Source organism: Candidatus Limnocylindrales bacterium, from assembly GCA_035626395.1.
GTDB lineage: Bacteria > Desulfobacterota > Binatia > UBA1149 > CAITLU01 > DASPNH01.
In genome coordinates this window covers 171,986-194,738 of sequence record DASPNR010000031.1, presented here as the reverse complement: position 1 = coordinate 194,738, position 22,753 = coordinate 171,986, and the positions used below count along the sequence as shown (strand labels likewise).

General features: G+C 68.7%; 22 protein-coding genes. 16 read left to right on the top strand and 6 right to left on the bottom strand.

Annotation, left to right across the window (positions count from 1 at the left end; genetic code table 11):
* Positions 1 to 19: 19 nt before the first annotated feature.
* Together VEC57_12335 and VEC57_12330 are read left to right on the top strand one after the other, a co-directional pair.
* On the top strand, positions 20 to 1,669 hold the full coding sequence (locus tag VEC57_12335) for an FAD-dependent oxidoreductase (GenBank protein ID HYB99910.1): 1,650 nt from the start codon (positions 20 to 22) through the stop codon (positions 1,667 to 1,669).
* A complete protein-coding gene (locus VEC57_12330; GenBank protein ID HYB99909.1) occupies positions 1,666 to 2,322 on the top strand; it encodes a superoxide dismutase in 657 nt (218 codons plus the stop codon). The genes VEC57_12335 and VEC57_12330 overlap by 4 nt, the downstream gene beginning before the upstream one ends.
* Before the next feature lie 40 nt (positions 2,323 to 2,362).
* Here VEC57_12330 and VEC57_12325 read toward each other — a convergent pair whose 3' ends face one another.
* From VEC57_12325 to VEC57_12315, 3 genes are all read right to left on the bottom strand, one after another.
* The gene (locus VEC57_12325; protein ID HYB99908.1) at positions 2,363 to 2,962 is read right to left on the bottom strand and encodes a glutathione S-transferase family protein; all 600 of its coding nucleotides are present in this window, start codon (positions 2,960 to 2,962) and stop codon (positions 2,363 to 2,365) included.
* 101 nt (positions 2,963 to 3,063) lie between these two features.
* Positions 3,064 to 3,933, bottom strand: a complete 870-nt coding sequence (locus VEC57_12320) for a sulfite exporter TauE/SafE family protein (GenBank protein ID HYB99907.1) — start codon at positions 3,931 to 3,933, stop codon at positions 3,064 to 3,066.
* A 127-nt stretch (positions 3,934 to 4,060) separates the two neighbouring features.
* Positions 4,061 to 5,164, bottom strand: a complete 1,104-nt coding sequence (locus VEC57_12315; protein ID HYB99906.1) for a DUF2855 family protein — start codon at positions 5,162 to 5,164, stop codon at positions 4,061 to 4,063.
* Between the two features lie 383 nt (positions 5,165 to 5,547).
* Between VEC57_12315 and VEC57_12310 the strand changes: the two genes are divergently transcribed.
* The 3 genes from VEC57_12310 to VEC57_12300 all read left to right on the top strand — a co-directional run bounded on the left by VEC57_12310 (position 5,548) and on the right by VEC57_12300 (position 8,069).
* A complete protein-coding gene (locus VEC57_12310; GenBank protein ID HYB99905.1) occupies positions 5,548 to 6,318 on the top strand; it encodes an IclR family transcriptional regulator in 771 nt (256 codons plus the stop codon).
* Between the two features lie 70 nt (positions 6,319 to 6,388).
* Entirely contained in the window at positions 6,389 to 7,279 is an 891-nt protein-coding gene (ilvE, locus tag VEC57_12305) for a branched-chain-amino-acid transaminase (GenBank protein ID HYB99904.1), read from the top strand.
* Between the two features lie 259 nt (positions 7,280 to 7,538).
* The gene (locus VEC57_12300) at positions 7,539 to 8,069 is read left to right on the top strand and encodes a hypothetical protein (protein HYB99903.1); all 531 of its coding nucleotides are present in this window, start codon (positions 7,539 to 7,541) and stop codon (positions 8,067 to 8,069) included.
* Here VEC57_12300 and nhaA read toward each other — a convergent pair.
* Positions 8,051 to 9,370, bottom strand: a complete 1,320-nt coding sequence (gene nhaA / locus VEC57_12295; protein ID HYB99902.1) for a Na+/H+ antiporter NhaA — start codon at positions 9,368 to 9,370, stop codon at positions 8,051 to 8,053. The genes VEC57_12300 and nhaA overlap by 19 nt on opposite strands.
* Before the next feature lie 31 nt (positions 9,371 to 9,401).
* Complete coding sequence (locus tag VEC57_12290) at positions 9,402 to 11,048, bottom strand: ATP-binding protein (GenBank protein ID HYB99901.1); 1,647 nt, start codon at positions 11,046 to 11,048, stop codon at positions 9,402 to 9,404.
* Positions 11,049 to 11,492: 444 nt separating this feature from the next.
* Between VEC57_12290 and VEC57_12285 the strand changes: the two genes are divergently transcribed.
* The 6 genes from VEC57_12285 to VEC57_12260 all read left to right on the top strand — a co-directional run bounded on the left by VEC57_12285 (position 11,493) and on the right by VEC57_12260 (position 17,273).
* The gene (locus tag VEC57_12285; protein HYB99900.1) at positions 11,493 to 12,350 is read left to right on the top strand and encodes a fumarylacetoacetate hydrolase family protein; all 858 of its coding nucleotides are present in this window, start codon (positions 11,493 to 11,495) and stop codon (positions 12,348 to 12,350) included.
* Complete coding sequence (locus VEC57_12280) at positions 12,347 to 12,892, top strand: GNAT family N-acetyltransferase (GenBank protein ID HYB99899.1); 546 nt, start codon at positions 12,347 to 12,349, stop codon at positions 12,890 to 12,892. Before VEC57_12285 ends, VEC57_12280 begins: the two co-directional genes overlap by 4 nt.
* A 7-nt stretch (positions 12,893 to 12,899) precedes the next feature.
* On the top strand, positions 12,900 to 14,087 hold the full coding sequence (locus VEC57_12275) for an SGNH/GDSL hydrolase family protein (GenBank protein HYB99898.1): 1,188 nt from the start codon (positions 12,900 to 12,902) through the stop codon (positions 14,085 to 14,087).
* Positions 14,084 to 15,415, top strand: coding sequence for a dicarboxylate/amino acid:cation symporter (locus VEC57_12270; protein HYB99897.1), 1,332 nt, complete (start codon positions 14,084 to 14,086; stop codon positions 15,413 to 15,415). Before VEC57_12275 ends, VEC57_12270 begins: the two co-directional genes overlap by 4 nt.
* Positions 15,416 to 15,618: 203 nt before the next feature.
* Complete coding sequence (locus VEC57_12265) at positions 15,619 to 16,794, top strand: ATP-binding protein (GenBank protein HYB99896.1); 1,176 nt, start codon at positions 15,619 to 15,621, stop codon at positions 16,792 to 16,794.
* Positions 16,791 to 17,273, top strand: a complete 483-nt coding sequence (locus VEC57_12260; protein HYB99895.1) for a response regulator — start codon at positions 16,791 to 16,793, stop codon at positions 17,271 to 17,273. Before VEC57_12265 ends, VEC57_12260 begins: the two co-directional genes overlap by 4 nt.
* Here VEC57_12260 and VEC57_12255 read toward each other — a convergent pair whose 3' ends face one another.
* Positions 17,274 to 17,669, bottom strand: coding sequence for a nuclear transport factor 2 family protein (locus VEC57_12255; protein ID HYB99894.1), 396 nt, complete (start codon positions 17,667 to 17,669; stop codon positions 17,274 to 17,276).
* Between the two features lie 73 nt (positions 17,670 to 17,742).
* On the opposite strand from VEC57_12255, the gene VEC57_12250 reads away from it, so the two are divergent.
* The 5 genes from VEC57_12250 to VEC57_12230 all read left to right on the top strand — a co-directional run bounded on the left by VEC57_12250 (position 17,743) and on the right by VEC57_12230 (position 22,751).
* Positions 17,743 to 19,617 (top strand): glycosyltransferase family 39 protein, encoded by a 1,875-nt coding sequence (locus tag VEC57_12250; GenBank protein HYB99893.1) that lies wholly within the window; start codon positions 17,743 to 17,745, stop codon positions 19,615 to 19,617.
* 137 nt (positions 19,618 to 19,754) lie between these two features.
* Entirely contained in the window at positions 19,755 to 20,222 is a 468-nt protein-coding gene (locus tag VEC57_12245) for an Hsp20/alpha crystallin family protein (GenBank protein HYB99892.1), read from the top strand.
* A gap of 119 nt (positions 20,223 to 20,341) precedes the next feature.
* The gene (locus VEC57_12240; GenBank protein ID HYB99891.1) at positions 20,342 to 21,310 is read left to right on the top strand and encodes a patatin-like phospholipase family protein; all 969 of its coding nucleotides are present in this window, start codon (positions 20,342 to 20,344) and stop codon (positions 21,308 to 21,310) included.
* Positions 21,311 to 21,356: 46 nt separating this feature from the next.
* Complete coding sequence (locus VEC57_12235) at positions 21,357 to 22,022, top strand: hypothetical protein (protein ID HYB99890.1); 666 nt, start codon at positions 21,357 to 21,359, stop codon at positions 22,020 to 22,022.
* A 93-nt stretch (positions 22,023 to 22,115) separates the two neighbouring features.
* Positions 22,116 to 22,751: a glutathione S-transferase family protein gene (locus VEC57_12230; protein HYB99889.1), complete on the top strand. Its 636-nt coding sequence runs from the start codon at positions 22,116 to 22,118 to the stop codon at positions 22,749 to 22,751.
* The last annotated feature ends 2 nt before the right edge of the window (positions 22,752 to 22,753 follow it).

Below are 22,753 nucleotides of genomic sequence, written 5' to 3'. Positions count from 1 at the left end.
TTTGAGGAGGCAGCGCACGATGAGCCGCAATGGGCAAAGCACTTCGATCTGGATGTCGGTGTCCAATCCCCGTCATCCTGCACTCACCAATGACGTCTTCGCCGATGTCTGCGTCATCGGCGGCGGCATCGCCGGCATGACAACGGCCTATCTGCTCGTGCAGGAAGGGCGGTCGGTCGTCCTGATCGACGACGGCCCGGTTGCCAGCGGCCAGACCGAACGCACCACGGCTCACCTCTCCAATGCCATCGACGCCCGCTACTTCGAGATCGAACGCCTTCACGGCGAGGAAGGCGCGCGACTGACGGCCGAGAGCCACAGCGCGGCCATCGACTGCATCGAGAGCATCGTCGCGCAGGAGAGCATCGACTGCGGCTTCGAGCGCGTCGACGGCTATCTGTTCCTCGCGCCCGAGCACTCCACCGACCTGCTGGAGAAGGAGCTCGCGGCGGCGCATCGCGCGGGCCTGACGCAGGTCGAGAAGCTCGACCGCGCCGACTTCGACAAGTTCGAGACCGGGCCGTGCCTGCGTTTTCCGCGCCAGGGACAGTTCCATCCGCTGCAGTACCTGAGCGCCGTGGCCGAGGCGATCGTGCGCAAGGGCGGGCGCATCTTCTCCGACACGAAGGCCACGGAGATCACCGGCGGAAAGCCGGCCCGCGTGCGCACGGCCGCGGGCTCGACCGTGACGTGCGAGGCCGTCGTGGTCGCGACGAACACGCCCATCAACGATCGCGTGGCCATTCATACCAAGCAGGCGCCGTATCGAACGTACGTCATCACGGCGAAGGTTCCGGCCCGCTCGGTGCCCAACGCCTTGTTCTGGGATACGCACGATCCGTATCACTACATCCGGCTGTTCCGCTCCGGCGGCGGGCAGGGCAGCCAGGAGAACGAAAGCGGCTTCGACACCATCATCATCGGCGGCGAAGACCACAAGACGGGTCAGAATCACGAGCCCGAGGAGTGCTTCGGCCGACTCGAGGACTGGGCACGCGAGCGCTTCCCTATCACCGGGCACGTCGAGCACTGCTGGTCGGGGCAGGTCTGGGAGACGGTGGACGGGCTCGGCTTCATCGGCCGCAATCCCATGGATTCCGACAACGTCTACATCTCCACCGGCGACTGCGGCATGGGCATGACGCATGGGACCATCGCCGGCATGCTGCTGACCGACCTCATCCAGGGACGCGACAACGTCTGGTCGACGCTCTACGACCCGACGCGCAAGAACATCAAGGCCGCGATGGAGTACGCGAAGGAGAACACCAACGTCGCCTGGCAGTACACCGACTGGCTGACGCCTGGCGAGGTTTCCAGCGCCGGCGAGGTCGCGCCGGGGCACGGCGCGATCATGCGCTGCGGCCTGTCCAAGGTCGCGGTCTATCGCGACGACAGCAGCTCGGTGTGCGAGCTGTCGGCGGTGTGCACGCACCTCGGCGGCATCGTGCAGTGGAACTCGGCCGAGCATACGTGGGACTGTCCGGTGCACGGCTCGCGCTTCGAGGCGCGTGGCCGGGTGGTCACCGGGCCTGCCAATTCGGACCTCGCGCCTCACGAGCATCCGCAGCCCGATGCCGCGCCGCCGCGGGAGCAACAGCAGTACCAGCCGCCGTTCGATCGTCATCGCGAAGGACCGGAGACGGCGCGCGACAGGAGCGGGCAATGAAGAAGTACTCCCTTCCCGAGCTCCCCTACGATTACTCCGCGCTGGAGCCGCACTACTCGGCGCGGCTCCTCGAGCTGCACCACTCCAAGCACCACGCCGCCTACGTCGATGGAGCGAACACCACGCTCGAAAAGCTGGAGGCGGCGCGCGAGAAGAAGGATTTCAGCGCCATCAACCAGCTGCAGAAGAACCTGGCCTTCCATCTGTCCGGCCACGTGCTGCACTCCCTGTTCTGGAACAACATGAGCCCGCACGGCGGCGGCATGCCCGACGGCGAGCTGGACGCGTGCATCCGCGAGTCGTTCGGCTCCGTGGAAGCGCTACAGGCGCAGATGACCGAAGCCGCGCTGAACGTGCAGGGCTCGGGATGGGGCGCGCTCGCGTGGGAGCCGGTGGGCAAGAGCCTGGTCGTCGAGCAGATCTACGATCACCAGGGCAACATCGGCAACGGCACCGTGCCGCTTCTCGTGCTCGACATGTGGGAGCACGCCTACTACCTGCAATACCAGAACGTGAAGGCCGAATGGGTCAAGGCGTTCTGGAGGATCGTGAACTGGCAGGACGCGGCGCAGCGCTTCGCCAAGGTCCGCACGCTCGATCTCGCGCTCGATCGGCAGGCTCCGATGCAGGAACGCGCACGGCAGTCGGCGTAGAGGCCTCACCCGCCGGCGCACGGCGCGTGCGCGGCTCTTCCTACGACATCGCCTTCTGAAACGCCGGGCGCTGCATCAGACGTGCGAAGTATGCGCATGTCCGCGGGTGACGGTCGGTCAGAAGATCGAAGAACTTCGCCGTCTGCAGCGTGTACCCGAGCATGACGTCGGCGGCGGAGAAGCCGCTGGCGAGCAGATGGTCCCGGCCCTCGAGCGCCTTTTCCACCTGGTCGAGCGCCGAGTGCGCCCACGTCTCGTAGTCCGCGATCGCCTCGGGAATACGCTCGGCGTCGTGCCGGAAGAACTTGTGCCAGGCGATGACCGCCACCGGCACGAACGCGGTGGCCTCGGCAAAGTGCATCCACTGCAGGAAGGGACCGCGTTCGGACGAGGAGGGCGCGGGAGCCAGACGCCCGTTGCCGTATCTCTCCAGGATGTACTCGGCGATGGCGATGGACTCGAACATCACCATGCCGTCGTCCTCGATGGTAGGGAATTTGCCCGTCGGCGTGTCCTGCGAATAGGGCCGGATCGGCACGGTCAGCTCGCGTTTGACGAGTTCGTAGGGCACTTCGAGCTCTTCGAGCAGCCACAGGATCCGCATCGAGCGGCTCAGGGTCGAGTGGTACAGCTTGATCATCGCTTCCTCCGGTAGCTCTGCCTGGAAAGGCCACGTCCTGCCGCAGCGTCATCGGCGCAGGGCGCTGCATTCGAGCACTTTCGGGCGATCCGGCGAAACGATCAGCGCGCGAAGTACACGAGCGAGAGGAAGACGCCGACGGCGACGACGATCCACCGCAGCACCTCGGGCGCGATGAGGCTCGCCAGGCGTCCGCCGAGGGCGCCGCCGGCGAGCGCGCCCGCGGCCATCGCCAGCGCCGCGCTCCACACGACCTGGCCGGAGAACAGGAAGAAGACGGCTGCAGCCACGTTGGTCGCCAGCGCCACCGCCTGCTTGAGCGCGTTCAGCCGCGTCAGCGAATCCTCCAGCGCAACGCCGAGAACCGCCAGGACGATGACGCTCAAGCCGGCGCCGAAGTAGCCGCCGTAGATCGCCGCCAGCGCGGTCAGGACGGCAGCAACGCGATCCGGGGCGCGCGCTTCGAGCGCGTGGCCGCCTTCGGACGCGGCGCCGAAGCTACCGCCGTAGCTTGCACCGTCGGCGCCGCCTTCCCCGTAGGCCGCCCCACCGCTGCCCGCTGCGGCGGCGCGCGCGTCCTCGCGCCGGCGCTGCAGCCATCGCCGCACGCGCGCCTGCACCGCCAGCAACACCGAGGCGAGCAGGATCAGGAACGGGATCAGCTCCCGAAACGTCTTCTCGCCCGTCTGCAGCAACAGCATCGCGCCAGCGACGCCGCCGAGCGCCGCCGCCGGCAGCAGCATCGCAAGACGTCGCCGCTGGCCCGCGAGCTCGCGGCGCTGTGCGAGCGTGGCGCCAAAATATCCCGGACACAGGGCGACCGTGTTGGTGACGTTGGCCGTCACCGCCGGCACACCGACGGCGACCAGCATCGGAAACGTGATCAGCGTCCCTCCGCCGGCCAGCGCGTTGACCGCACCCGCGGCCACGGCCGCCAGTGCAACCACGAGCAGATCGAGCGTCTCCAGCATGGCCGAGAATCAGGCGCGCGCACGGAAGGGGCGGCCGCCGGCGCGCCGCGCGCTGCACGCGTTGCCGCAAGGGCGGTCGCAGCGCGCGGCGAAGCGCGGGCTAGCTGCAGGCGGGGCCGCCACCGCTTCAGTCCATCGAAAGGACGTAGCCGCGGCGCGGGTCGGCGGTTCCTTCGAGCGTGGCCAGATAGACGCGCTCGATGGCCTCGCGGCCGACGCCGCGCTCGATGCCGAGCCATCCTGCGGTGCCGGCAAGGAAGCCGCGCCACGCCGCTCCCATTCTTTCCTGCAGACCCGCGGCGCCCCACTCCCTGGCTCGCTTGGCGACCTGGTCGGGCGCGAAGAACAGCCTCGGCGCCGGGCCGGAAAGCGGCTGCGCGGTGGCGATCCGCTCCCAATGCGTCCCGCCGACCTGGCAGCTGTACTTCAGGTTGTCGCCGAAGTGCCGGTGCACGCGTGCGAGCACGTCGCCGTTGCCCGCCATGTCGACGAAAACGGTCGGAACGCCGGCATCGAGTGCTTCGAGGTCGTCGTAGCCCACGGCCTGATCGTAGATGGCGAGACCGGAAACGAAGGAAAGATTGCGCGACGACGTCAGTCCCACCACCTGCGGTCGCGCGCGCCGCTGCGACAGACAGAACGCCACGGCCATCGCGGTCTTGCTCGACGAACTCGACAGCACCACGCGGCGCGCGCCGAAGAAGCCGTTGTCGGCGAGGAAGTCGTCGATGAGAAAGCCCGTCATGAACAGCGGGCGGAACACCATCTGCTCGGCTTCTCGCTGCGCGTCGTAGGACGGATCGCCCGCCACCAGCGTGTACTGGTTGTAGATCGCGTGCATCTGGCTTCGGTGCGGCGAGGTGTCGAGGAAGCCTTCGCCCGTGACCTTGCCCGGCCGCACCGTCAGATGCGTCGACATCGGCAGGTAGCCGTAGATCCTCTCGCCCTGCGCGATGGCCGGATGATGCGACCGCAGCACCTCGGCGAAGCCCCACACCGGGATGCGTCCCCACCCTTCGGGCGCCGGGAAGAAGTTCCAGTACGACATGGCCTCGCCGAACACGCCGTAGGTGATGTTGTTGGCCGTCATGCCGAAGCAGTCCACGCCGAGCAGCACCTGCCCGTGGTCCAGCCGGACCTCGCTTGCCTGCGTGGCGGGCGCGAAACGGAAGCGGCGGAGATTGCCGCGAGCGACTTCGAAATCGTAAGCCTGCGAACCCAGTGAAGGCATGAACGTGCTCCGGGTCGGACGGGATGCCGAAGACCGCCGCATCGCGCAGCCATCGAGACGGGCCACGCGCAGAGAGGACCGTGCGGCAGAAGTCGGCGGCGGGACACTAGACCATCGACCTGCCCGGCCAAAACGACGGCGACGGTGCGCGCGGCATCCCACACCCGCAGCTTCTCGGCGAGAGGCGTCGAACGCCTGGCGGTGGTGGACGAGAGCGCGGCGCTCCGGGGTTCATGCAGCTTGCGAGGGCGGCGAGGGCGGCGCCAGCCGTCGAGATGAACGCAGCGCGCCGCTCCCCTTGCCCGCACGCCGCCGGCGGTCTACAAGCCGTTCATGCATAGTGAACGCTGTTCCGCATATCGGAACGCAAAAGGAGGGGCTTCGTGATCCGGCGCGGCGACACCGTGCAGGCCACGACGATCGAGAAGGCGATCGATCTGCTGTTCTACCTCCACGCCAGCGGCGCCGCGCGCGGCGTCAGCGACATCGGCCGCTCGCTCGGCGTCCCCAAGTCCAGCGCGCATCGCCTGCTCGCATCGCTCCTGCGGCGCGGCCTGGTCGAGCAGGACGAGCATGGCCGTTATCGGCCCGGCATCGCGCTGGTCGCGCTCGGGCTCGGCGCGCTCGAGCGCGAGCCGCTGGCCACGGCCGCGCATCCGGTGCTCGAGCGCGAGTCGCATGCCACCGGCGAGACCGCATTCCTGACGGTGGCGCGGCACCGGCGCATCATCGTTCTCGACAAGCGCGAAGGTGCGGCGGTGCTGCGCGTGGCGCCCGGCATCGGCAGCGAGGTGCCCGTGCACGCAACGGCGGTGGGCAAGCTGCATCTGGCTTTCGCGCCCGAGACCATCGAGCTGCCGCCCAAGCCGTGGCCCGGCTTCACGCGCTCGACACCGACGACGGACGCCGCATTGCAACGCGAAGTCGCCCGCGCCCGCTCGCGAGGCTGGGCCGTCAATCGTGACGAATGGATCGCGGGCATGACGGTGGTGGCGGCGCCGGTGCTGCTGCGTGCCCGTCTGCTCGGATGCTTCGTCGTCGCTGCGCCGAGCTCGCGCGTGGACCAGGTGCGAATCCAGGACCTCGCGCGAAGCGTGGTGGCGGCGGCCGGCGACATCGCCGCGCGCCTGGAGCCGCAGCGAAAGACCGCATGACGACAGTGGCCTGACAATGGGCTTTTCGGCCGAGCGCGCATCACGGCGCAGCCGGCCAGGGAGTAGCAGCATGAAAGTGTGGATCGATGGGCAGATCGTCGACGGCAAGGATGCGCGCATCCCCGTCACCGATCACGGCTTCCTCTACGGCGACGGCGTCTTCGAAGGCATGCGCGCGTACGCCGGGCGCATGTTCCGCCTCGACGATCACATGGCCAGGCTCGAGGTGTCGGCGCGCGCGATCGGCCTGGAGATCCCCGGCGGCACCGAGCGCGTGCGCGACATCGTGCTGCAGACGGTGGCGGCGACCGGATCGCCCGAAGCCTATGTGCGGCTCATCGTCACGCGCGGCGAAGGACCGCTCGGCATCGACCCGACCACGTGCCCGCAGGCGCGCATCCTGTGCATCGTCGACACCGTCGAGCTGTTCACGCCGGAGAAGAGCGAACGCGGCGTCGCACTGATCACCGCCAGCCTGCGCCGCCCCGCCGCCGACGTGCTCGATCCGCGTGTGAAGAGCCTGAACTACCTGAACAACGCGATGGTCAAGCTCGAAGCGCGGCGGCAGGGAGCCGACGATGCGCTGCTGCTGAACGCCTCCGGCGCCATCGCCGAGGCCAGCGGCGCCAACATCTTCGCCGTCTGCCGCGGCGTGCTGACCACACCGCCCGTCACCGACGGCGCGCTCGAGGGCATCACGCGCCAGACCGTGCTCGAGCTGGCGGGCGAGGCGGCGATACCGGCGCGCGAGCGCAGCATGGGACGGGTCGATCTGTTCGGTGCCAGCGAGGCGTTCCTGACCGGATCGGGCGCGCGCATCGTGCCGGTCCGCTCGCTCGACGGTCAGCCGGTCGGTTCTGCGGTGCCGGGCCCGGTCACGGCGCGCCTGCGCGCGGCGTTCTTCGAGCTGGCGCGCTCGACCGGCACGCCGGTCCCCTATCCCGGCGTGAACGCGGCTTGAGGCGGCCGCGCCGGCGCGAGGCCGGTCGCGCAGCCGGCACCGCCCGCAGCCTGCCGCGACTCATGCAACGCTCCGGAGTCGCTCACGCTGCAGCGTTCGTGCCGGACACCGGGCGCCTCCCTCGACCTTCGCCTTCGCCTGCGCCGCTGCGGCGCGACCGTCGCCGGCAATGCAGCCCGCAGCCTTGGCACGCGGCACGCGCCGTGAAACCCTGAGCGCGAGGCCGGCGATGGCGGTACCCCAAGCAACGAGATCGCAAGTGCGGACGCATGCGCCGCCGGCAATTTCCCGCGCCGCGCGTGCACCGTCCTGCACACGCGCCGGCAAGGCGGCGCGCGCGCTGCCCGCTGCGGCATGCGTCGCCGTTCTCACGGCGCTGCTCTCCGGCTGCGCGACCTCGGCGCTGCAGCTTTCGCCGCTGCCGGTCGAGCAGGTCCATCCGCTCGAAGGCAAGCACTGCAGCTGCGTCGTCTTCCGCCGAGACAAGGCGCTGACGCCGAGGAACGTGCTGTTCACGACCGGTCCCTACGATGGCCCCGCACGCCTGCGCCTGCGCGACCAGACCGTCGAGCTGCGCCGCAAGGGCTCGCCCGAAGGCACCGATCCGGTACGCAACACCTACTCGAACGACACCGTCACGGTCGTGACGCTCTCGCGGCAGGTGCCGTACGAATCGTGCGCCGACTATCCGACGCCGCCCACGCAAGGCTCGTGCTTCACCGGCACGCTGACGGTGCGCCAGGGCGCCGACCACCTCTCGATCCCGATGGTTCAGATCTGCGGCTGCTGAGCGCGGCGCCGCAGCAGGCAATAGCCGATCACGCCGGAGAGGGTCGATGCCAGCAGGACGCCGAGCTTGGCGCTGTCGAGGAGCCGCCGATCCTCGAACGCCAGACCCGTCACGAACAGCGACATCGTGAATCCGATGCCGGCCAGTACCGCCGCGGCGCGCAGCTCGTGCCACGTCACGCCGGCCGGCAGCGAGGCGATGCCGGCTCGCACCGCCAGGTACGAAGATCCGAGGATGCCCGCAGGCTTGCCTGCGAGCAGGCCGAGCCCGGCTCCCCATGCCACCTGCGGTGCAGCCCCGGCCAGGCCCTCGAGCGGAACTCCGGCGTTGGCGAGCGCGAACAACGGCATCACGACGAAGGAGACCGGGCGGTTGAGCGCGTGCTCGAGCCGCAGCAGAGGCGCATTCACGCGCGATGCTTCGTTGTCCAGCTCGTGCAGCGCTTCCTGCTGGCCCTTGGAAGTGATGACGAGAAGGTCGCCGGTCTCGGCGGCGTCGAACTCCTCGAGCAGCCGGCGCGCCCGCAAGGAGAATTCGACCGCGTTGCTCTGCGTTCGCGTCGGGATCGCCATCGCCAGCACGATGCCGCCGATGGTGGCATGCACGCCCGAACGCAGCAGAAAGAGCCAGAGCATGGCACCAACCAGCAGGTAGGGACCGAGGTCCTGCACGCGCCGCCGGTTCAGCGCCAGCAGCGCTGCGGCGGCCAGCGCAGCGCATGCGAACGCGTACGGCTCGATCCGTTGCGTATAGAACAGCGCGATCACCAGCACCGCTCCCAGGTCGTCCACGATGGCCAGCGCCGCCAGGAACACCTTGAGGCTCAGCGGCACGTGTGGGCCCGCCAGCTGCAGCACCCCGAGCGCGAACGCGATGTCGGTGGCCATCGGAATGCCCCAGCCTTGCGCGCCGGCGCCGCCGGCGTTGCACGCAACGTAGATCAGGGCAGGAACCGCCATCCCGCCGGCGGCCGCCACGATCGGCAGCGCCGCCTGTCGCGGCGACGACAGCTCACCCACCAGCAGCTCGCGCTTGATCTCCAGTCCCACGAGCAGGAAGAACGCCGCCATCAACCCGTCGTTGATCCACTCGCGCAGGCTCAAACGCAGCTCGCCCGCGCCCGCGGCCACGGAAAGCGGCGTCTCCCACAGAAGCTCGTAGGAATGCGCCCATGGCGAGTTGGCCCACAGCAGCGCTGCCGCCGTGCACATCAGCAGTGCGATGCTGCCGAGCGCACCGGCCTGGGCGAACTTCTGGAACGGGCGAAGGAAGCGAGGCGGAGCCGCGGTGCGCGCCGGCACGGCTACCATGCAATGTGTGCGGCGCGCGCGCTCAGCCGACGCGCCCAGCGAGGTTGGCCACCACCACGACGAGCTCGCTCGGCTCGGCGGGCTTGGCGATGTGCATCTGGAAACCCGACATCAACGCGAGGCGCCGGTCCTCGGAACGTGCGAACGCGGTCAGCGCCACCGCCGGGGTATCGCCGCCGTCCTCGCTCGAAAGCCTGCGCAGCCGCCGCACGAAACTGTAGCCGTCCTCGCCTGGCATGCCGATGTCGCTGAGGACGACATCGGGCCGGTGCTGGAGGAAGGCGGCAATACCCTCGTCGGCCGATGGCGCGGTCGCCACCTCGGCACCTGCGTCCTGCAGGATGCGCGCGATCAGCTCGCGCGCGTCTGCCTCGTCGTCGACGACGAGCACCCGCAAGCCGCGGAGCGAGGGCAGCTCGGCCTGCATGCCGGCGGCGCGCGCGGCCGCAGCGCCCGCACTGCGCTCGACGTGCTGGATGATCACGCGCAACGGGAGCGAAACGACGAATGTCGTGCCCTTGTTCAGGCCAGCGCTGTGCGCTCGAACGGTGCCGCCGTGAAGCTCGACCAGATGGCGGACGATCGACAGGCCCAGCCCGAGCCCGCCGTGACGGCGAGTGGTGCTCGAGTCGGCCTGCCGGAAACGATCGAAGACGTGCGGGAGGAAGTCGGGCGCGATGCCCTCTCCGGTATCGACCACGGACAGCTCGACGTGCGAATCGATACGCTCCAGGAACACCTGCACGCGGCCGCCGCGAGGCGTGAAGCGAATGGCGTTGGTCAGCAGGTTCCACGCCACCTGCTGCAGGCGTGCCGCGTCGCCCGAGATACACGCGGCGTTGGGATCGAGCACGCTCTGCAGCCGCACGCCCTTGGCTTCGGCGGCCGGGGCGACCGAGTCGATGGCGGCGCGAATGACGTCGGTCAGGTCGATCGGCTGCACGTCGAGGCGGATGTTGCCCGAGACGATGCGGCTCATGTCGAGCAGATCCTCGATGAGCTGGACCTGCGCGCGCGTGTTGCGCTCGATCACCTCCAGCCCCTGCGACATCTCCGCCGTGAGCGCCTCGTTGGCTCGCAGGATCTGCGCCCAGCCCAGGATGGCCGTCAGCGGCGTGCGCAGCTCGTGCGAGAGCGTGGCCAGGAATTCGTCCTTCATGCGGCTGGCATGCTCGGCGGCGCTGCGAGCGGCGCGCTCGTTGGCCAGCAGGATCTCGCGCTCCTTCTCGACGCGCTTCTGCAGCGTGATGTCGCGGGCGATTTTCGAGGCTCCCACGATGGTGCCCGTCGAGTCATGGATCGGCGAGACGGTGATCGAGACGTTGAGAAGGCGGCCGTCCTTGGCGCGGCGGATGGTCTCGAAGTGATCGATGCGCTCGTGGCGCCGCAGTCGCGACAGGATCTCGCGCTCCTCGTCAACCCGGTCCGCTGGAATGATCTTGAGGATCGACTGCCCGATCATCTCCTCGGGCGTGTAGCCGAACAGGTGCTGGGCGCCGCGATTCCAGGAGGTGACGATGCCGTCCAGGTTCTTGCCGACGATGGCGTCATCGGAAGATTCGACGATGGCAGCCAGACGTGCCTGCGCTACCTCGAGCTCGTGCCGCGACTGCATCTGCGCGCGCAGATCGGCATTGACTCGTTCCAGTTCCTGGGTGCGATCGCTCAAGGGTGCCTCGCGGTGGAAGAGAAATAACCAAAGCTCGTGATGCTGGCCAGCACCATCGTCTGCTGACGGAGCGTCGTCGGCGACGGCCCCAGATGCGCCACGACGCCTCGCCGGCTTCGTACCGCAGCGCGGTCCGTGCGCGCGACGATCGGCGCCGATCTCGACCCACGAGCGCCTGCGACGCCAGCGCGCGGCGCATCCGCAGCAGTCTCCTCCATCGCTGCGGCCCATGGCGATGCGCTGGAGGCAGCGTACCGCGGCGCCGTCCAACGCCGGCGTGCGCTTCCCGGCAAGTGCGACGTTACCGCGCGGCCGTCCATCGCCGGGCGCGTGCGCTTCCCGGCAAGTGCGACGTTACCGCGGCGCCGCCCATCGCCGGGCGGCGTGCGCTTGCGGGCAAGGGACGTTTTCACTGAAGCGGCGGGGTGATAGACGCAGCCGACCATGAAGCTTGCGACCTTCACCCACCAAGGAACGACGCGCATCGGCGTCGTCGATGGCCAGGAGATCGTCGATCTGGCGGTGGCGGCGCCTGCGCTGCCGCATGACATGATCGCGCTGCTGGAGACGCCGGGCGACCCGCTCGACATGGTGCGGCGCGCCGCCGAAGCCGGCGGCACCGCCGCGCGCATCGCTCTGGCCGATGTTCATCTGGAAGCGCCGGTGCTGCGGCCGCGGAAATTCCTGGCGATCGGCCTCAACTACGCCGACCACATCGCCGAGACCGAGCGGGAGAGGCCGGAGTTTCCGGTGTTCTTCAACAAGCAGGTCACGTGCGTCCATGGGCCGTACGATGCGATCGTGCGGCCGCGCGTTTCCCGCGCCATGGACTATGAAGGCGAGCTCGGCTTCGTCATCGGCCGGCGCTGCCGCCACGTCCAGCGTGAGCGCGCGCACGAAGTCATCGCCGGCTTCCTGGTCGTCAACGACGTGACCATTCGCGACTGGCAGCGCAAGGCGCCGACGATGACGCTGGGTAAATCCTTCGACACCCACGGCCCCATCGGCCCCTGGCTGGTCACGGGCGACGAGGTGGGAGATCCGCACGCGCTGGAGCTGCGCACGTTCGTCAACGGGCAGGAGCGCCAGCACTCCAACACCCGCCACCTCCTCTTCAACTGCTACGAGATGATCGAGACGCTTTCGACGGCATTCACGCTGGAGCCGGGCGATGTCGTCTCCACCGGCACTCCGAGCGGCGTCGGCTACCCGACGCGCAGCTGGCTGGTTCCGGGCGACGTGGTGCGAGTGGAGATCGAGCGCATCGGTGCCATCGAGAACAAAGTCGTCGACGAGACATGATCCGCCTGGAGACGTCGCGGCTGGTGCTGCGCGAGATCGGCCGCGGCGACTTCGCCGGCATCCATCGCTACGCAAGCGACGCACGCGTCACCCGCTATCTGCGCTGGGGCCCCAACACCGAGGCCGAGACGATGGCCTTCATCGAACGGACGCTGACCGAGCAGAAGCTGCGGCCGCGCCCGAACTATCACGTCGTCATCGCGTCGCGAGAAGACGGCCGCATCCTGGGCGGCTGCGGACTGATGCGACGCCTGAGCCCGCAGGCACGCGCCTGCGAGGTCGGCTACTGCCTGGCCGTCGAGGAGTGGGGCCGCGGCGTGGCCAGCGAAGCCGTCGCCGCGATCGTTCGCTTCGGCTTCCAGGATTTGGGCATGCGGCGCATCTTCGCGCTGGTCGATCCCGACAACGTCGCCTCGGCTCGCGTGCTCGCGCGCAACGGCTTCGAGCTGGAGACCGATCCGGGCCGGCGCAAGCGATGGGTCGTTCACGAGCCGTGTACGCAAGCGCTGGCTTTCGTCCTGAAGCGCCCCGGGGCATCCTGAACCATCCATGGGCAGCAGCGGCGTTCGAGGCCGGCCGCGAGGCCGGGCATGGTTTCCTCTCCTCGCCCTGCTCGGCGCCTCCGTCATTCCGTATCTGCTGGCCGAAGGAATCTATGCGCTGAGCAAGGGCAGCCAGGCCGAGACGAGCCTGGCGTGGTCCTTCTACGCGACCCGCTTCGTGGCCCGGCGTCAGCTCGAGCCCGATCCCCGCGATCCCCTTACGGTGACCATCACCGATCTCTCGCAGATCGAGCCCATGCTCGAGGCGATGAAGGCGAACGGCGTCGGCGTGGGCAACTCGCCGTTCTCGGAGCTGAAGACGCCCGAGGCCTCCATCAACGACGAGAGCGGCGAGTGCCGCCGCCAGAAGCCCAACCTGCGCAAGAAGGTCGGCTTCCTGCGCACCAACCTCTTCAACCCCTTCGACCAGATGACGTTCTTCTACGATGCCGACCGCAAGCTGCCGCCCGAGCTGGAGGCTTTCTTCGCACGCTATGCGTTCCGCACCGTCCTTCACACCACCAACGAACACGGGGAGCGCGTCACGCTGCCGCCGGTGCAGTCGCCTCGAAAGGTCCTGGTGGCCGGCGACAGCGTGGCCAACGGCATCATGCTCGAGGACTCCGAGACGCTGGCCTCGCAGCTGCAGAGCGCCGATCGGGCGCGTCAGTACGTCAACCTCGGCATCTCGCGCGCGGCCGCCGACGACATCGCCTGCGCCATGGACGGAGCGGCCGAGCGCTACCGCGGCAGCCTCGAGGAGCTGCTGTACGTGTTCTGCGAGAACGACTTCGACCCGGAGGCGCGCTACGGGACGCCCGAGGATCTGATCGCCTACCTTCGCGACTACGTCAGGCGCACCGGCATCGCGCGCGTGACGTTCCTGTACATGCCCTACATCTACAACAGCGTTCCCGAGGTCACGCGCCTGCGCGGACACCTGCAGTTCGACTTCCCGACCTATCACGACGAGAAGCGGCGGCTGCTCGCCCTCGCCGCGCAGGAAGGCTTCACCGTCGTCGACTACCTGGATGTCACCAACGAAGAGCGCCAGCGCGCGCAGTCGCAGTTCGCGCCGCTGGCGCTGTACGTCGACCAGACGCACATGTCGCGCGACGGCGTCGCTCGCGTGGTTCCGCGTCTGCTCGGCCGGGGTTCGGCGACCGCCGCGCGCGGCGGCGGAATCGGCGGATGAGCGAAGGCCGGCTGGCTCTGCACTGGAAGATCCTGCTCGGGCTGGGCGCCGGCGCGGTGCTCGGCCTGGCCGGCAACCTCGCGCTCGGGCCCGACGATGCGCGTCTGCTGTGGGCCAGCGACAACATCGCGCAGCCACTCGGACAGATCTTCCTGCGCCTGATCTTCATGGTCGTCCTGCCGCTTGTGTTCTCGGCGCTGGCGCTGGGCGTGGTCGAGATCGGCGACCTTTCTCGGCTGCGCCGCGTCGGCATCGCCACCCTGCTCATGACGGTCCTGCTCTCGGGCGCATCGGTCGGCATCGGGATCGGCCTGGTCGACACGCTCGAGCCGGGCCGCCAGCTGAGCGAGCAGACGCGCGAGAATCTGCGCGAGCGGTTCGCCTCGGCCGATGCCACCGAGCGCGCCATCGCCGCGAGCAAGCAGGCCAAGCCGCTGCGCGACGTCATCCTCGACCTCATTCCGAAGAACCCGCTGCAGGAGATGGTGGGCGCCCTCGATGGCAGCTCGCCGGGTGGCGGAATGCTGGCGGTGATGGTGTTCGCGCTGCTGTTCGGCGTGGCGATCACGATGGCGCCCGCGCGCACCACGGCGCTGGTCGCCGTGCTCGAGGGCCTCTACGACGTCTCGATGGTGATCATCGCGATGGCGATGAAACTGGCGCCCGTCGGCGTTGCGGGGCTGGTTTTCGCGCTGACGGCGACGCTGGGCCTGGAGATCCTCTCGACGCTGATCGGCTACGTCATGGTCGTCCTGCTGGCGCTGCTGCTGCAGGCGACCGTCGTCTACTCCCTGGCGCTCACCCTCATCGGCCGCGTGCATCCGGTGCGGTTCTACCGCAGCGCCTCGGACGCTCTGGTGACTGCCTTCGGAACCTCTTCATCGAATGCGACGCTGCCGACCTCCCTGCGGGTGGCCGAAGAGGAGCTGCACCTTCCGCGCGACGTCAGCCGGTTCGTGCTGACTGTTGGCTCAACAGCGAACCAGAATGGAACGGCGCTCTATGAGGGTGTCACCGTTCTCTTCCTGGCGCAGGTGTTCGGCGTGGAGCTGTCCACGGGACAGCAGCTTACGGTCGTCCTCCTGTCGATCCTGGCCGGAGTCGGCACGGCCGGCGTGCCCGGAGGCTCGCTTCCGCTCGTGGCCATCCTCCTGCTTTCGGTCGGCATCCCCGCCGAAGGCATCGGCATCATTCTCGGCGTTGATCGTTTGCTCGACATGTGTCGCACCGCTTTGAACGTCGCAGGCGATCTCGTCATCGCTACGTGCGTCAATCGAAAAGACGACAGGGTTCTTGCTGTCGGTACCAACCTGAGCAATCAGTCGTAGACCGTCGCTGTCGCTCCCGGAGCCTCACCACCCGCAGACGCGCCCTTCTACGAACATCGGGCGCGATGGATGCGAAGCCGATCTTGCACGTCGTCGGAGAAGCAGCGTACACATGTCGATGGCGAGTCCGTGAAGCGGAGACGATGCCGCGGCGGGCCTCGGCCGAGCCGTCGCACCGGGCAACACTCGAGGATGGTTCGAGGATGCACAGCAGCCCAAGCGAGACATCTTTTCGGACGCTTCCCTCGCCCGACGACTGCTTCTCCATAACCGAGGCGGGCCTCCCCGAGGCCATCGTGCGCTGCTGCGGCGATGCCGTCTTTTCCCTCTCCGAGCACGGAACGTTCACGAGCTGGAATCCCGCCGCGCAGCGCTTCTATGGATACGCGCCCGCCGAGGTAACCGGCGCTTCGGCGCAGATTCTGGCGCCGCCGGAAATGGTCGCCGAGGTGACCGATCTGGTCGCGCGCACGCTGGATGGCCAGACCACCGTCGATCTGGAAACGCGCCGCCGCGCAAAGGATGGCCGCATCGTCGCGGTGTCGATCACGGCCGCGCCCATTCTCGACCGCCACGGCCGTGCCTGCGGCGCATGCGAGATCCACCGCGACATCGGTGAGCGCAAGGACTCGGAGCGGCGCCTCGCCGAGATCGCGGCCGACCTCGAGCAGCGCGTCCAGAGCCGCACGGTGGAGCTGGAGATGGCCAACCGCGATCTGCGCGAGTACGCGTACATGGCGGCGCACGACCTGCGCACGCCGCTGCGTGCGATAGCGGGGTTCGCGACGTTGCTCACCGAGAACCAGGGCGCGCGCCTCGACGAGGAGGGGCGGCGCATGCTCGACGTGATCCGGCGCAACACCGAGGAGGTCGGCCGCCTGATCGATTCGATCGTCTCTCTGACGCGGGAGGACAGGCGCACGCTCGCGCGCGAGACGGTCGACATGCAGGCGCTGGTCGCCAGCTGCATCGCCGAGCTCGAAGGCCAGAGGGCGGGCCGCTCGGTCGACGTCTGCGCCGGCTACCTGCCCGAGTGCATCGGGGATCCGCACCTGCTGCGCACGGTCTGGCTGGCGCTTCTGTCGAACGCGCAGAAGTTCACCATGCTGCGCAGCCATGCACGCATCGAGATCGGCAGCGGCGACAAGGACGGCAAACGCTTCTATTACGTCAGCGACGACGGCGTGGGCTTCGACATGAGCAATGCGCAGCGGGTCTTCGAGCTCTTCCAGCGCGCTCATCGACCGGCCGAGTACGATGGGCTCGGCCTCGGTCTCGCCATCGCCTCGCGCATCGTGGAACGGCATGGCGGCCGCATGTGGGCGCACTCGCAGCCGGGAGCGGGCTCGACGTTCTACTTCACGGTAGGTGAGGAATGAGCTCGAGCGAGACCGCCGAGGAAGCGGCCGAGATCCTGCTCGTCGAAGACAACCCCGCCGACGTCGAGCTGACGCTGCGCGCGTTCCGCAAGCATGGCCTCAACGCTCGCATCAAGGTCGTCGGTGACGGCCTCGAAGCGGTGCAGTATCTGTTCGGCGAGGGCCCCTACGCGGGCCGTCGGAGCGAAGACGCTCCCAAGCTGGTCCTGCTCGACCTGAAGCTGCCGGTGCTGGACGGCGTCGAGGTGCTGCGCCGCATCCGCGCCGACCCGCGCACGCACAACATCCCCGTGGTCGCGCTGACGTCGTCGGTTCTGGACCGTGACGTCCTGGAAACCTACGAGCTCGGCGTCAACAGCTACATCGTCAAGCCCGTCGACTTCCAGCAGTTCAACGAAGCCGCGCGCGTCATCGGCTCCTACTGGCTGCTGCTGAACAAGGCGCCGCCTGCCGGCCGCAGCGGCAGCTGGCGACCCTAGTCAGGACCAGAAGTCGTCCACTTCGTACAGGTTCCAGACGAACTCCTTCAGCCGGGTGATCTGGCCGTCCTGGATCCGCATTTTCAGGCAGGTGGGATTGCTCAGCGTCTTTCCGTTTCTGGTGGCGTGCCCGCGGAAGAGAGCGATGGCGTGGCGCTCGTTGGCGACGACGTCCTCGAGGTCGAGGCCGAAGGTGCCGGCACTGAGCGAGGTGACGTTCATCAGGAAGCCGAGGATGGCTTGGCGCCCTTCGTGACGGCCTGCCAGTGCGCCGGTTCTGCCGGGAAACTCCCAGACGGCGTCGTCGGGGATGATGCGTTCGATGGTCGCGAGGTCGGCCTGGGCGAAGGCGCGGAAGAGGTCGCGCACCAGCGCGGCGTTCGGATGCTCGTTCATGGATCTCTCGTGTCGCGGCTGCTTTTGCCGCTCCGTATGTACCGTCCGGGCTTATTCCGCTATCTGACGTCGGATGGCCGTCATTTCCGCGACGAGATCGCGCGGGGCGCTGCTCGTGCTCGGCGCAGCCGTCCTCGTCCGCGCCCTGGCATGGCTGGAGCTGTCGGGCAGCGCGGTCCTGCACATGGAGCGATGGGCCGTCACGGACATGAATTTCTTCCATCGCTGGGCGCAGACCGTCGCCGGCGGCGACGTCCTCCTGCGCGACGGGTTCCTGCCCGACAACACGGCGCTGGTCTGCGCGGTGCGCGACCACAAAGGCGAATGGTACCGCGCATGCGATGAAGCCTACGTCGCCGAGACGTGGAATGACTGGGTCGGCCGCGGAGCGTACTGGCAGGACCCGCTCTATCCGTACCTGGTCGCGGCGGTCTATGCGGGAAGCGGGAGCAGCAACGCCCGCATCGTGCTGCTGGCGCAAGCGGCGGTGGGGGTCGCATCCTGTCTGCTTGCCTACGCGATCGCCGCGCGGCTGTTCGGCAACACCAGCGGCATCGCGGCCGGACTCGTCGCCGCGGTCCTTGGCACCGGCGTCTACTACGAAACGCTGCTGCTGCGCAGCGCGCTGCTGGGCTTCGGGGCGCTGCTGTGCCTGTGGACGATGCTGCGCGCGCTGGCCTTGCCGTCCTCACCGGCACGAGCTGTGCTGACCGGCGTCTGCTCAGGCCTGTTCGCCCTGGTGTCGACGACCACGATCGGCTTCGTGGTGCTGGCATTGCCGCTGTGCACCGTCGCATTGCGGCGCGGATGGCTCGGGATTCCGCGCGCGCCGGTGCTGCGGTTCCTGGCGGCGTTCCTCGTCGGGTTCGCCGTCGGCTTTTCGCCGCTCATCGCGCGCAACGTCGCCATCGGAGCTCCGCCGCTGCGCTCGGCGGTGACCGCGCCGCTCAACTTCATCAACGGCAACGGGCCGGGTGCCACGCCGCGCAGCGGATTCGTGCGCAACCAGCACGCACCGGCGATTCTGGCGGAAGCAGGCTGGGATCTGCGCGCCGTCGTGCGGGCGACGATTGCGCGATACGACCATTGGACGGACTGGGCGCGCCTGGTGGCGGGCAAGCTGATCGCGTTCTGGCACTGGTACGAGCTGCCCAACAACTTCAACTACTACTACTTCCAGCGGCACATCCCGATCACGTCCCACCTGCTGCTGAGCTGGCCGGTGCTGGTCGGACTGTCCGCAGTCGGCCTGCTGTTCGGGCTGCGGCGCAGCCCGGGCCTCCTGTTCCCGCTGGCCTGGGTCGCCTCGACCGCGGCGGTGTGCGCGATCTTCTTCAATCTCTCGCGGCTGCGTTTCCCGGCGGCGCTCGCACTGACGCCGCTGGCCGGGCACGGGCTGGCGCTGATGGTGACCTGGACACGCCGGCTGCAGGCGCGTCGCTTGCTGCCCGCGCTGGTGGTGGCCGTGGCCGTGGGCACGGCGACGCTGGCGCCCTGGGAAGTTCCCTTCGGCCTGATTCGCACCGATTTCTACAACGTCACCAACCGCATCGCGCTCGAGCTGAGCGACGAGGCGCTGGCTCGCGGCGACAAGGAGGCGGCGCTGACGGTGGCCGAGAAGCAGCTTCGCAGCGAGCCGGACTCGCTGCGCGAGGTGCCGCAGGGCGCCGAGCTGGGGCTCGATGCGTGGATCGCGACCGCGGCCGCTGGCTTCGCGCAGCTCTACCGGCGCGCGGCCGAGCTTCATGAGGAAGGCGGGCGGGCCGAGATCGCCGCGCAGCGTCGGGCGCGGGCCGAGGTGCTCGAGACGGTCGCCCGGGAATGGAAGGCCGCGCCGCGCAAGCCGCCGCTGGCCCGGCCTCCGGTGCCGCCGGTTCCGTCCGGCGCCACGACGCCGGCGGCCGCGCCGCCGCCCGCACCACCGCCTGCGGCGAGGCCCGCGCATTGAGCCCGCCCACACGTCACCCGGTATGGGGACGTGGGAAAAAAAGATTCCGTCGTCCGCCGAAGGGGCCTTGATCACCGGTTCCCGATGCTTAATTCGGGCCCGTCAGGAAACTTTCTCCAGCAGGAGGTAACGGGACGATGAGAGCAATGACGACATGGATGCCGGGCCGGGAGGTAGCGGTCCTGCACCGCGAGCTCGACGACATGATCAACCGGTTCTTCGGTGACGCCAACGGCGCGGCGCAGAACGGCTCTCCGACCGGGATCCAGAACCTGAAGTGGGTGCCGGCGATCGAGTCCTTCGTGCGCGACAATCAGATCGTCGTGCGGGCCGATCTTCCGGGCATCGATCCGAGCGAAGTCGACATCACGGTCGAGGGCAAGCGCCTGACGATCCGCGGCGAGCGGCGCGATCAGCGCGAAGAGAACCAGGACGGCCGCGTCTACCGCGAAGTCGCCTACGGTTCCTTCGAACGCGTGCTCACGCTTCCGTGGGAAGCCGACGCCGACGCTGTGCAGGCCTTGTACAAGAACGGCGTTCTGGAAGTGACGATCCAGGCGCCCGAAAAGGTCCTGCCCAAGAAGATCGCGGTGACCACGCACTGATCATCGAGAACGGTTCGTTTCGGCTCGTGGCCGGGCGGTGGAGACTCCACCGCCCGGTTTTTTTTGCTTCGCGCCCGCATTCGCAGCCGCGCGCGGACGGGCTAGATTCCAGCGTGGGGATGGGCAAGGCGGATCTGAAGATCGGTGTGGCGCTCGGCGGCGGCGGCGCCGCAGGCATCGCCTGCGTCGGCGTGCTCGAAGAGCTGCTGGCCGCGGGAATCCGTTTTCACTGCGTGGCCGGCACCAGCGCCGGGGCCGTCGTCGGCGCGGCGCTGGCCGCCGGACGTATCGACGAATTCGCTCGCATCATGACGTCGCTGACGCGCGGTCGGGTGATGTCGCTGTTCGACGCGGTCTGGCCGCGATCCGGGCTGCTGGCGGGACGGCGAGGCATCGAGCTCATCCAACCCGTCATCGGGCGGCGCATCGAGTACCTGCCGATGAAGTTTGCGGCCGTCGCCACCGACCTCGACACCGGTGACGAGGTGATCCTGGAAGCAGGCCCCGTCGACGAAGCCATTCGGGCCAGCGTTGCCATCCCGGGCATCTTTCGCCCGCACATCATCGAAGGTCGCGTGCTGGTCGACGGCGGATTGTCGAATCCGGTCCCGGTCAGCGTGGCGCGCCGACTCGGGGCCGATTTCGTCATCGCCATCAGCATGCTGCGGCCTTCGGGCGTTGTGGAGATCACGGCAACCACGTCCGATGCGGCCACGCCGCTGGACCCGCACGAGCCGCTGGCCGAGGACGAGGACACGCAGGCGCTGCACCGCCTCGGCGAGGAGCACCTCGGCATCGTGCAGATCCTGACCAAGGGCAGCGTGATCGTGCAGTCGCACATCGCCGCCGCACGCTTCCGCGACGACCCGCCCGACGTCTTCATCTCGCCGCGCGCCACGCACATCGGGATTTTCGAGCTGATGCGCAGCGGCGAAGCCGTCGAGGCCGGACGGGAAATGGGGAAGCGGGCTCTGCCCGCCGTCCTGCAGGCCATCGAGAAGGAACGCGCGCGGCGCTCTCGCCTCTCGTATCGGCTGCGCAGGGCGATGGGCTTGCAGTCCAAGCGGGTCGTCACCCGGCGCGCCTGACCGGCGGCGAGTGACCTGGGATGGCGTCTCTGGAAGGCTGCGCCCGATGGCCGAGCCAGCCAGGAAGAAGAAGAGCGCGCGGCGTCGCCCGACGGCGCCCAGGCCCGTCGCCGAGCCGCCGTCGACGCTGATCGGTTCGCAGATGGCGCTGCTGTCGGCGATGGCATCCATCACGGGCGAGGCCGCCACCGGAGCGCTCAAGCGCGTCATCGATCTGACCGGCGACCCGCTTGGCGTCGGTCGTCTGCTGACCGGTCCGACGAGCCCGATGTCGCTGGCGCGCGAGGCCGGCAACTACGTCCGAGAGCTGCGCGAGCTGGCCGGCCTTACCCGCGCCGACCTGGCGCGAGCGCTGGAGCTTCGCGACACCTCGATCGTCGAGGCGGTGGAGGCCGGGACCGCCACGCTCTCCTTCGACCTCATCCTTCGCCTGGCCGCCATCGTCGCGCGCAACGATCCCGTTCCCACGGTGCTTCGACTGACCCGCACGTACAACCCGGCCGTGGCCAAGCTGCTCGACGACTGGGGCATGGGACGCCTGCCGCTGCAGCTCGAGCGCGAGCGCGCGTTCGTCAACATCCTGCGCGGCAACGACGCGGCACGCGACCTCGGCGACGAGGCCTTCGAGAAGGTGCTCGAGTTCACGCGCAAGGCTTTCGAGATGGCGATGCATTTCGCCTACGAAGAAGAGGAAGAGGACGCGGAGGAGTGACGGCAGCGGCACGGATGCCGTAGCCGCGACGGCGGCGGGGCCGCATCTGCGCTCTGCCGCGCGGCAGGCGGCGCGGCACCAGGAGGTCAGACGATGATTCGCTTCTACTACGGCTCCGGCTCTCCCTTTGCGTGGCGCGTGCAGCTCGTCCTGGAAGAGAAGAACATCCCCTACGAACCGGTGCTTCTGAGCTTCAGCGCCGGCGACACCCGCAAGCCCGAGTACCTGGCCATCAGCCCGCACGGCAAGGTCCCGGCGATGACCGACGACGACCTGGTGCTCTACGAGTCGCAGGCCATCGTCGAGTATCTCGAGGAGCGCCATCCGACGCCGCCGCTGATGCCGAAGGATGCTGCGGAGCGGGCGCTCGTGCGCATCGAGGAGCTCGAGTGCACGATCTATCTGTTCGAGGCCTTCCGGGTCGTCGGGCAGCAGATGTTCTTCACACCGCCCGAGCAGCGCGACGAGAAGACGCTGGCCGAGCGCAAGGCCGACGTGCACGCGCAGATCGTGCGCCTGGAGGCGCGGGCGCGCGAGCGCGGCGGCCAGTTCATCGCCGGCAATCATCTGACGCGCGCGGACCTGGCCTGGCTGCCGTTCGTCGAGATCAGCGGTCGCGCCAAGATCGCGTTCGACCAGGCGCAGACGCCGTGGCTGCTGGAGTGGCGCGAGCGCATGAGACAGCGCGCCAGCTACGAGCGCTCCTATCCGCCGCACTGGCGCAAGTAGCT

Excerpts from the sequence above, each read along its gene's own strand:
- VEC57_12275 (HYB99898.1), top strand. The coding sequence starts at position 12,900 with ATGGGCAGCAGCGGCGTTCGAGGCCGGCCGCGAGGCCGGGCATGGTTT.
- VEC57_12230 (HYB99889.1), top strand. The coding sequence starts at position 22,116 with ATGATTCGCTTCTACTACGGCTCCGGCTCTCCCTTTGCGTGGCGCGTG.
- VEC57_12320 (HYB99907.1), bottom strand. The coding sequence starts at position 3,933 with ATGCTGGAGACGCTCGATCTGCTCGTGGTTGCACTGGCGGCCGTGGCC.
- VEC57_12315 (HYB99906.1), bottom strand. The coding sequence starts at position 5,164 with ATGCCTTCACTGGGTTCGCAGGCTTACGATTTCGAAGTCGCTCGCGGC.
- VEC57_12245 (HYB99892.1), top strand. The coding sequence starts at position 19,755 with ATGAGAGCAATGACGACATGGATGCCGGGCCGGGAGGTAGCGGTCCTG.
- ilvE (HYB99904.1), top strand. The coding sequence starts at position 6,389 with ATGAAAGTGTGGATCGATGGGCAGATCGTCGACGGCAAGGATGCGCGC.
- VEC57_12265 (HYB99896.1), top strand. The coding sequence starts at position 15,619 with ATGCACAGCAGCCCAAGCGAGACATCTTTTCGGACGCTTCCCTCGCCC.
- VEC57_12335 (HYB99910.1), top strand. The coding sequence starts at position 20 with ATGAGCCGCAATGGGCAAAGCACTTCGATCTGGATGTCGGTGTCCAAT.
- VEC57_12325 (HYB99908.1), bottom strand. The coding sequence starts at position 2,962 with ATGATCAAGCTGTACCACTCGACCCTGAGCCGCTCGATGCGGATCCTG.
- VEC57_12285 (HYB99900.1), top strand. The coding sequence starts at position 11,493 with ATGAAGCTTGCGACCTTCACCCACCAAGGAACGACGCGCATCGGCGTC.
- VEC57_12255 (HYB99894.1), bottom strand. The coding sequence starts at position 17,669 with ATGAACGAGCATCCGAACGCCGCGCTGGTGCGCGACCTCTTCCGCGCC.
- VEC57_12240 (HYB99891.1), top strand. The coding sequence starts at position 20,342 with ATGGGCAAGGCGGATCTGAAGATCGGTGTGGCGCTCGGCGGCGGCGGC.
- VEC57_12280 (HYB99899.1), top strand. The coding sequence starts at position 12,347 with ATGATCCGCCTGGAGACGTCGCGGCTGGTGCTGCGCGAGATCGGCCGC.
- VEC57_12250 (HYB99893.1), top strand. The coding sequence starts at position 17,743 with ATGGCCGTCATTTCCGCGACGAGATCGCGCGGGGCGCTGCTCGTGCTC.
- VEC57_12270 (HYB99897.1), top strand. The coding sequence starts at position 14,084 with ATGAGCGAAGGCCGGCTGGCTCTGCACTGGAAGATCCTGCTCGGGCTG.
- VEC57_12235 (HYB99890.1), top strand. The coding sequence starts at position 21,357 with ATGGCCGAGCCAGCCAGGAAGAAGAAGAGCGCGCGGCGTCGCCCGACG.
- VEC57_12260 (HYB99895.1), top strand. The coding sequence starts at position 16,791 with ATGAGCTCGAGCGAGACCGCCGAGGAAGCGGCCGAGATCCTGCTCGTC.
- VEC57_12330 (HYB99909.1), top strand. The coding sequence starts at position 1,666 with ATGAAGAAGTACTCCCTTCCCGAGCTCCCCTACGATTACTCCGCGCTG.